Raw genomic sequence first — 8,293 nt, 5'->3', positions numbered from 1 at the left:
AATCGAATTCTAACGAATTACCGATTTCTGTCCCACTCTCTTTTATTTTTCTCCTTTCCTTAAGAGATTCCTATTTCCATGGAGTCTTTGCTTTATTTACAGCCGTAAAAATTGTATAATAGTCAAATAAGGTCAATGATGAGAAGGAACACTCCAAGGCCATTTTTTATGGGCCAAGAACAGAGCATCCATCTAGAAATAAACAAGCCAGAAAGGAGCATCATGGCAAATAAGAACACATCTGATAGCATTGAAGCTTATATCAAGGCCTTGCTGGCTCAAGCTGGCATGGCAGAGCTCAAAAGAAGTGAGTTGGCCGATGTCTTTCAGGTCGTACCCAGTCAGATTAACTATGTCATCAAGACCCGCTTTACCGAGAGCCGAGGCTATATTGTAGAGAGCAAGCGCGGTGGTGGAGGCTATATCCGCATTGGCAAGGTCCAGTTTTCAGATCACCATCAGATGCTCCAAGACTTGGCAGCCAATATTGGAGAGACCATCAGTCAGCAGGTCTTTAATGATATCCTCCAGATGCTCTATGAAGAAAAATTATTGACAAAACGTGAGACTCAGCTCTTGCTTGCGACGACCTCCGATGAGGTCCTAGGTCGAGATGCTCTCATCCTACGAGCAACGATGCTGAAAAAAATCATTCAACAAGTAGATAGAAAAGGAAATACCGACTAGATGAACTATTCAACAGCACTGTTAGAAAGTATAGAAGCGGCCCAAATACTAGCAGGCCACTATCAGGGGCATACCTTAGATACTTGGCATCTCCTGACGGCTATGGCCAATAATCCCTATAGCGTGGCAGGTTCTGTACTGAACGATTATCCTATGCAGATCGATGAGTTTCAGGATGCAGCGGAGCATATCACAGGCCAAGCTTTTCAAAGCGACAATCGGTATGAAATCTTCCCATTTTCTTATCGGATGGAAGCCATTATGAAGCACGCAAGAGAGATTGCCCAGGTCCTTCATGCCAAGACCTTGGGAACAGAGCATGTGCTCCTCTCTCTTCTAGCAGACCGTGGGACCTTGGCGAGCCAAGTCATGGAGTTTGCTGGCTTTGCCTTTACAGAGCAAGACAAGGGAGTTCCTATTGCCTCCCTTCGCAAGAATTTAGAAGACAAGGCAGGCTGGGACAAGAACGATATCAAAGCCATTCGGAGTCTTTATCGGGCTCAAAACCCTAACCGACAAACCATGGGAAATATGATGGGCATGCCACCAAGCACCAGTGGAGGTCTTGAAGATTATACCCGTGATTTGACAGAAATGGCGCGTGCAGGCCAGCTTGAACCTGTGATCGGCCGGGATGCAGAGATTTCACGCATGATCCAAATCCTCAGCCGCAAGACGAAGAACAATCCTGTATTGGTGGGAGAAGCAGGGGTCGGAAAAACTGCCCTTGCATTAGGTCTGGCCCAGCGTGTCGCTAGTGGCAATGTTCCAGCTGAAATCGCGCAAATGCGTGTTCTGGAATTGGATCTCATGAATGTCGTTGCTGGGACGCGCTTCCGTGGGGACTTTGAAGAACGGATGAACAATATCATCCAGGACATCGAAGAAGACGGTCACGTGATTCTCTTTATCGATGAACTGCATACTATTATGGGGTCAGGATCCGGTATTGATTCGACCTTAGACGCAGCCAATATTCTAAAACCAGCCCTGGCACGGGGAACCTTGCGTACAGTTGGAGCAACGACCCAAGATGAGTACCAAAAGCATATCGAAAAAGATGCAGCCCTCTCTCGGCGTTTTGCGAAAGTCACCATTGAAGAGCCAAGTGTTGCAGATAGCATCCAAATTCTCCAAGGCTTGAAAGAGACCTACCAGGACCACCATCATGTGACCATTACTGATGAAGCGATCGAAACAGCTGTCAAATATGCCCACCGCTATTTGACCAGCCGTCAATTGCCAGATTCAGCCATTGATCTCTTGGATGAAGCGGCAGCTACCGTACAAAACCGCGATTCCAACGGTCACGTAAAAGAAGAGTTGACCGCCTTAGACCGGGCCTTGATGGACGGCAAGTGGAAGAAAGCAGCCCAGCTCTTAGAAGTAGAGACCGCTCCCATTGTCTACAAAAAAGAAGTCACTGACCAAGATGTCTTGGTGACCTTGAGCCAATTATCGGGTATTCCAACTCAAAAACTGACCCAAACCGATGCCAAGAAGTACCTCAACTTAGAAGCAGAATTGCACAAGCGCGTGATTGGTCAAGACCAAGCCGTTTCGAGTATCAGTCGGGCTATTCGACGAAATCAATCAGGTATCCGCAGCAATAAACGTCCGATCGGTTCTTTCATGTTCCTAGGACCTACCGGTGTCGGAAAAACAGAGCTGGCCAAAGCTTTGGCGGAGGTTCTGTTTGATGATGAATCGGCCCTCATCCGTTTTGATATGAGTGAGTACATGGAAAAATTCGCAGCCAGCCGCCTCAACGGAGCTCCTCCAGGCTATGTGGGCTACGAAGAAGGAGGCGAGTTGACCGAGAAGGTCCGCAACAAACCATATTCCGTTCTCTTATTTGATGAGGTGGAAAAAGCCCACCCAGATATTTTCAATGTCCTTTTGCAGGTCTTGGATGACGGAGTCTTAACCGATAGCAAAGGCCGGAAGATCGACTTCTCCAATACCATTATCATCATGACCTCAAACCTGGGAGCTACAGCCCTTCGAGATGATAAGACAGTTGGCTTTGGGGCCAAAGATATCCGCTTTGACCAAGCCAATATGGAAAAACGCATGTTTGAAGAGTTGAAGAAGACCTATCGTCCAGAGTTTATCAACCGGATTGATGAAAAGGTGGTCTTCCATAGTCTCTCAAGCGAGGACATGCAGCAGGTGGTCAAAGTCATGGTCAAACCGCTCATCGCGACCTTGGCAGAACAAGGCATGACCCTCAAATTCCAGCCTTCAGCGCTCAAGTTGCTAGCAACCAAAGGCTACGATCCAGAAATGGGAGCTCGCCCACTGCGTCGTGTCTTGCAGACCGAAGTGGAAGATCAACTAGCAGAGCTATTGCTGAAAGGCCAAGCCCAAGAAGGGCAAACCATCAAGGTTGGAACGACAGCCGGAACGATCAAGTTCGAGATTGTCTAGGAGGATGTCATGACGCTTCAGCGATTAACCCGTATTTCGCTTTTGGCGGCCCTTTGTGTCGCTCTACGTCAGGCTTTTGCCCCTTTTCCAAATGTCCAACCTATTTCTGCTATCTTTTTTCTCTTGGTGATATTTGAAGGGTATAGCTTTGCTTTTCTTGTGATGATGATCACTATGTTTGTCTCCGCCTTTTTCCTGGGGATGAGCTTGATTGTGTTCTTTCAGATTGTTGCCTTTGGCTGTTTGATGCTCATTTGGCGCATCAGTTACAAGTGGTTGCCCTTTGTCCTTCAGATCCTTTTTGTGGGCCTACTGTCCTTTGCTTATGGGGTCTTGATCGATAGTGTTTATGCCTTGATATACCATATTCCTTGGTGGACCTATGCTTTGGTCAATGGTTTTAGTTTTAACCTTGCCCATGCTCTGTCGACGATCGCTTTTTATCCCATTATTTATCATATCTTTAGGAGATTTTATGTTGAAAAAAACCATTTCTAGCTTAATGACCTTACTTGCAGCTCTTCTTTTAGCGAGTTGCGCTTCGTCTCATAGCACAAACCATCAACCAACAGCTTCTAGCACAGAAGTTGCCAAGAAAAACGAAATTTCGATTACAATTAGCGTGACGCCAGAAGGTCAAAAAGCGCAATTGAAAACCTTGAAAGTAGCAGAAGAGAGCAACCTTATGAAAGTGCTCAAAGCCAACTACAAGATTGAAGAAAAAAATGGCATGATCACCTCGATTGACGGTCACAGCCAAGACGAAGCCAAAGGTCTTTACTGGATGTACAAGATCAATGGCGAGATGGCTCCAAAAGGTGCTGCTGAAACCACCGTTAAAAAAGGGGATAAGATCGAATTCTATCAAGAAGTGTATAAATAAGAAAAGCTGGACAGTTTGTCCGGCTTCAGATTATAGATAAAGTTATCTTAGAAACTTTCCTTAGGTGAGTACGGACGTCAGCGAACTTCGAAGAAGTTCCATGACTTAGTTTTGGACCTAAGGTTCCAAAACTACCGAGTGCTAGAAACAATAGTGTTTCTAGCACTTTTCTCACATCGGAAAGTTTCAGTAGATAATTGAGTAACCCTAACGAATTAAATTTTTTTATCTTTATAGGAGGTATTATATTTGTATAAAAGAACAGTTTGTCTACGTGCTCTAGTCGGCTAGTTTGTCCGGCTTTTTTCTACTATGCCTTAGGAATTTACCTAAAACTTCTTTCAAATTAGAAAAATATTTGAGAAACTATTGACACCCTCATATAACAGTGTTACAATAATGTTACAAAATATTACAAATGTTACAAAAGAGGTTCTGTTATGAAAAACAAAAAAATCATTTCCCTAGCAGCGCTAGCTCTTACAGCTAGTCTTTTCCTAGGAGCTTGTGGTGGGAATAAAGAAGAAAAAACTTCAGAAGCAAGTAGTTCAAAGACCAGTCAGGTTAAACAAACAAGTTCTTCTTCTAAGAAAAAAGTGATCACTAGTAAAGATCCGATTGTCTCTTCATCCTCTGATAGCAAATCAGAAGAAAGTCATACCGTTGGTAGCAAAAATAACCAAGCTGCAGCTAGTCAAACACCAGCTCCAGCTAAAGAAGCGACACCAGCAGCACCCGTAACAAAAGAAACAAAAGAAGTAGCCACTCCAGCAACACCAGCGAAAGCAAAATTGCCAAGTCTAGAAGACGGTCATGCCCATGCTAAGAAGCAAGCTTCTGCTACGGAGAATGCCCAATACAAGGGAGTCTATTCTGTAGCAGCAGGGGATTTCTCTGCGGCAGCTGGGAATTGGTCTGACAAGCGCGACACTGGAGTCACTATTGGCCAAGGTGGTCAAGTGACCATCCAACTGCCTGGGGGCCAACCCGTAGCCTATGGTATCAGCGCTTATAACTATACCTTGGATGATGGTCATTACCATGCTAATCTCTCAGCAGGCGATGGGTCTGCGGCGACTCTAGATATCGTAGTTGGAAAAGATGGCTCTGTATCTAGTGTGACGGTTCTGAAAGACGGTGTCAGCCACTCCCTCACTCGTGAATAAAATTCGAAAGATCTGAAAGGAGAAACTTCTCTTTTCAGATCTTTTTTTGTTGGTTTGAAGAAAAATATATTTTTTTATAAAAAAATATTGACAGATAGAAAATATAGTTTATAATAAAAACATAAAGAAAATCTATTTATAAAAAATTATAAAAAGGAGTTTGTATGAAAAAAGAAAGAATTGCCCTGGTTTTTGGAACCTTTGCGCCTCTTCATCAAGGGCATATTGACCTGATCCAGCGGGCCAAGCGTCAGTGTGATCGCGTTCGTGTCATTGTATCTGGTTATGAAGGGGATCGTGGTGAAGAAGTGGGACTGACCTTACAAAAACGCTTCCGTTATATCCGCGAAGCCTTCTCAAATGATGAGTTGATCCAAGTCTATAAGTTAGATGAGACAGAACTTCCTCGTTATCCCTTGGGCTGGGAACCATGGTTACAGACAGCCCTAGACACCATCCAGTATCAAACAGAGACAGAAGAGTTGATCTTTTATGTAGGGGAGAAAGCCTACAAGGAAGAGTTGGAAGCGAGAGGGTTTGAAGTTCACTTAGAGAAGCGCCGCTTCGGGATCTCTGCTACCATGATCCGGGAAAATCCCAGCAAATACTGGAAATACATCGCCCAGCCCTTCCGTCGTCAGTTCACGAAGAAAGTCTTGATCATGGGGAGCGCCAGCAACGGGAAAACGACCCTTGCAAAGGACTTAGCCCGCTTTTACGATGCACCTGTTAGTCTTGAGTATGCCCGTGAATACCAGATCAAGAACAATGTTCGAGATGATGAGCTCACGCCAAAAGATTACTATTACCTACTCTTAGGACAGTATGATCAAACCTCTAAGCTCATCGATAGTAGTGCCAATCGAGGCCTTGTCATCGCAGATACCAATTCCCTGGTGACCAAGGGTTATTACGACTACTACATGGAGGTCGAAGGTCAGGATACCAGCATGACCGATACCTTCGACAACCTCTTTGTCAGTATTCTCTCCAAAGAAAAATGGGATTTGATCCTCTTTGTACTGCCGATCGGCTCTTATGTCAATGATGGTTTCCGAGACATGACCATGGCTGACGAAGAGATCCGCACCAGCTTTTCAAATTACCTGGACCAATTGCGCCAGCAATATCTAGGAAACATTCCGACCACTTTCCTCGCATCAGACTACCTCGGCAACTACGAAGAAGCCAAGAAGGTGATCGATGCCATTTACCAAGCCGACTAAGGAGCAGCTTATGAAAAACCTATCTGAAAAATTCACAACCTTTATCCAAGACTTTAAAAATGTTCACCAAGAAGCGAAAAAACAAGGCTTTGTCAATATTATGAAACTCCTGTGGAAGGACCTTTTTGTAGGACGCACAGCCTTTCAATGGATCTATCTCCTGCTTCTTTCCAGCGTTCCCTTCTTCTTAGAATGGACCAAAGCCCTCAAGAAGGAGGTGGCTTAGATGGCAAGTCTCTCAATTCCAGCAGGAATGACGGAGAAAGAGTATTTTGAGACGGCCGCTAGTGAAGCAGACTTTCTCAAGTGGTACAAGGAGCAAGACCTGCCGACTTATGAAACTCCAAGTGTCACAGCGGACATGGTAGCTTACTGTTTTGTTGATGGCCAGCTCAAGCTCTTAGCCATTCGCCGCAAGGCCCACCCTTATCAACACCGCCTAGCCTTGGTGGGGGGCTTTGTGAACAAGGATGAAGATGCGACTCATGCCTGTATCCGAGAAGTCAAAGAAGAAGTTGGGCTCGATCTGCCAGTGAATAAGGTGGAGCAGCTCATGACAGTTTCCACCCCTGGGCGGGACCCCAGAGGCTGGGTCATTACCATCGCCCATCTGGTCTATCTGCCAGCAGAAGCGGTAGACTTAGCCCATGCAGGTGATGATGCCAAGGAAGTCGTTTTTCTCGATGTCGATTTCAAAAAATCCCAGTGTTTGCTCGATGGAGAACCCTTAGCTGCTTCTGATTTTGCCTTTGACCACTACCAGATCATTCAAGAATCGATCAAGCGGATTCAGGGACGTCTCGACTGGAATCCAACCTTCCTCTATCTGTTAGAGGAGCCTTTCACCGTTTATGAAGCAACCGAATTGGTCAATTTGATCAATCCAGGACGTCCCATCGTTAGCAATAACTTCCTCGTAAAATTCGGAGAATTCGTGGAAGAAGTGGGTGTCAAGCGAGTACCTAAGAAAAAACCACGCAAGACCTATCGCCTGAAACAGTAGATCGAGCGGGGTTTATTCTACCAGCCCTCCCTTACTTATAGTAACGGAAGGGCTTTTTCTGATTTTTCCTGCTCCACTTGTGTGCAAAGTGGTATAATAATCATAATTGAAATCAAAAGAGACAAGACTATGGAAGAAAAAATCATCTTACCACAAAATACACGACTGATGGGGGCTCTGCTTGGTTTTATCGGAGGGGGCCTCGATGTTTTTTGCCACATGCACTACCGGAGTTTGGTCGCGACCCAAACGGGGAACCTCCTGCTTCTCATCGCTGATTGGCACGATCCCCGGGTCGAAAATACCATCATGCGTTTTTCATCTATTCTATTTTTCTCGATCGGCTTTGTGGTTGCCCTCCATATCAAAGAGTATCGCAAGACAGCCTTTTGGCGGACCAAGATGTTGATTCCTTTGTTTGTGGTGACACTCCTGATTCCCTTGGTGTCTGTCATACCACCTGTAGAAGTTCCCTTTATTGCTTTTGGGACAGGGATGATGATGTTGACCTTTACAGGAAGCTTGATTGAAAACCACCCTTACGTGATCTTTATGACTTCCGGCAACTACCGCAAGATGCTGACGGCCTTGTACCGAATCACTCGAGGAAAGGGAGATTTGGACGAGTATCGGCGTCAGGCCATGAATTACGGGATTGTTGTTGGAAGCTTTGTTGCGGGAGCTATTAGCGTAGCCATCCTCATGCATTTCATTCACCAATGGGCCATCTGGCTGATCACAGCCAACCTCTTTTTGATCATGACCTACTACACCGCCAGAGTCAAACAACTCGGCCTGCAGACAGACAATCTATAAAAAGAGGCTGGGACAAAAGTCCTAGCCTTTCAATTATTTTTGGATTGTCGAGCAAGACGCAGTGGTTGAGTGGGCTCTACTA

Annotated in this window: 8 protein-coding genes and 1 pseudogene; all 9 read left to right on the top strand. The window is 45.3% G+C overall.

Translation table 11 applies throughout. The annotated features are described in order from the left end of the window. Positions 1-222 precede the first annotated feature (222 nt). The 9 genes and pseudogenes from ADG03_RS07695 to ADG03_RS07655 all read left to right on the top strand — a co-directional run bounded on the left by ADG03_RS07695 (position 223) and on the right by ADG03_RS07655 (position 8,211). Entirely contained in the window at positions 223-687 is a 465-nt protein-coding gene (locus tag ADG03_RS07695) for a CtsR family transcriptional regulator (RefSeq protein ID WP_049472688.1), read from the top strand. Continuing rightward, the gene (locus ADG03_RS07690; protein WP_049472687.1) at positions 688-3,117 is read left to right on the top strand and encodes an ATP-dependent Clp protease ATP-binding subunit; all 2,430 of its coding nucleotides are present in this window, start codon (positions 688-690) and stop codon (positions 3,115-3,117) included. It abuts the gene before it with no gap. 9 nt (positions 3,118-3,126) lie between these two features. After that, positions 3,127-3,615, top strand: a complete 489-nt coding sequence (locus ADG03_RS07685) for a hypothetical protein (RefSeq protein ID WP_049472686.1) — start codon at positions 3,127-3,129, stop codon at positions 3,613-3,615. Further along, a complete protein-coding gene (locus ADG03_RS07680) occupies positions 3,593-4,000 on the top strand; it encodes a DUF4430 domain-containing protein (protein WP_049472685.1) in 408 nt (135 codons plus the stop codon). Before ADG03_RS07685 ends, ADG03_RS07680 begins: the two co-directional genes overlap by 23 nt. A gap of 440 nt (positions 4,001-4,440) precedes the next feature. After that, complete coding sequence (locus ADG03_RS07675; protein ID WP_049472684.1) at positions 4,441-5,166, top strand: hypothetical protein; 726 nt, start codon at positions 4,441-4,443, stop codon at positions 5,164-5,166. Positions 5,167-5,330: 164 nt separating this feature from the next. Then, positions 5,331-6,392 carry an AAA family ATPase gene (locus ADG03_RS07670; RefSeq protein ID WP_049472683.1) on the top strand — a complete coding sequence of 354 codons (1,062 nt, stop codon included), beginning with the start codon at positions 5,331-5,333 and terminating at the stop codon, positions 6,390-6,392. Between the two features lie 10 nt (positions 6,393-6,402). Further along, positions 6,403-6,594, top strand: a pseudogene (locus ADG03_RS07665) (hypothetical protein); the annotation flags it as partial. Between the two features lie 24 nt (positions 6,595-6,618). Next, the gene (locus tag ADG03_RS07660) at positions 6,619-7,395 is read left to right on the top strand and encodes an NUDIX domain-containing protein (protein ID WP_049472681.1); all 777 of its coding nucleotides are present in this window, start codon (positions 6,619-6,621) and stop codon (positions 7,393-7,395) included. Between the two features lie 129 nt (positions 7,396-7,524). Then, a complete protein-coding gene (locus tag ADG03_RS07655; protein ID WP_045759985.1) occupies positions 7,525-8,211 on the top strand; it encodes a YoaK family protein in 687 nt (228 codons plus the stop codon). Positions 8,212-8,293: the final 82 nt, after the last annotated feature.

This window comes from Streptococcus parasanguinis, assembly GCF_001069785.1.
Taxonomy (GTDB): Bacteria; Bacillota; Bacilli; order Lactobacillales; family Streptococcaceae; genus Streptococcus; species Streptococcus parasanguinis_T.
This window is presented reverse-complemented; position numbering and strand designations above follow the sequence as displayed.

Excerpts from the sequence above, each read along its gene's own strand:
- ADG03_RS07670 (WP_049472683.1), top strand. The coding sequence starts at position 5,331 with ATGAAAAAAGAAAGAATTGCCCTGGTTTTTGGAACCTTTGCGCCTCTT.
- ADG03_RS07675 (WP_049472684.1), top strand. The coding sequence starts at position 4,441 with ATGAAAAACAAAAAAATCATTTCCCTAGCAGCGCTAGCTCTTACAGCT.
- ADG03_RS07690 (WP_049472687.1), top strand. The coding sequence starts at position 688 with ATGAACTATTCAACAGCACTGTTAGAAAGTATAGAAGCGGCCCAAATA.
- ADG03_RS07655 (WP_045759985.1), top strand. The coding sequence starts at position 7,525 with ATGGAAGAAAAAATCATCTTACCACAAAATACACGACTGATGGGGGCT.
- ADG03_RS07660 (WP_049472681.1), top strand. The coding sequence starts at position 6,619 with ATGGCAAGTCTCTCAATTCCAGCAGGAATGACGGAGAAAGAGTATTTT.
- ADG03_RS07685 (WP_049472686.1), top strand. The coding sequence starts at position 3,127 with ATGACGCTTCAGCGATTAACCCGTATTTCGCTTTTGGCGGCCCTTTGT.
- ADG03_RS07680 (WP_049472685.1), top strand. The coding sequence starts at position 3,593 with ATGTTGAAAAAAACCATTTCTAGCTTAATGACCTTACTTGCAGCTCTT.
- ADG03_RS07695 (WP_049472688.1), top strand. The coding sequence starts at position 223 with ATGGCAAATAAGAACACATCTGATAGCATTGAAGCTTATATCAAGGCC.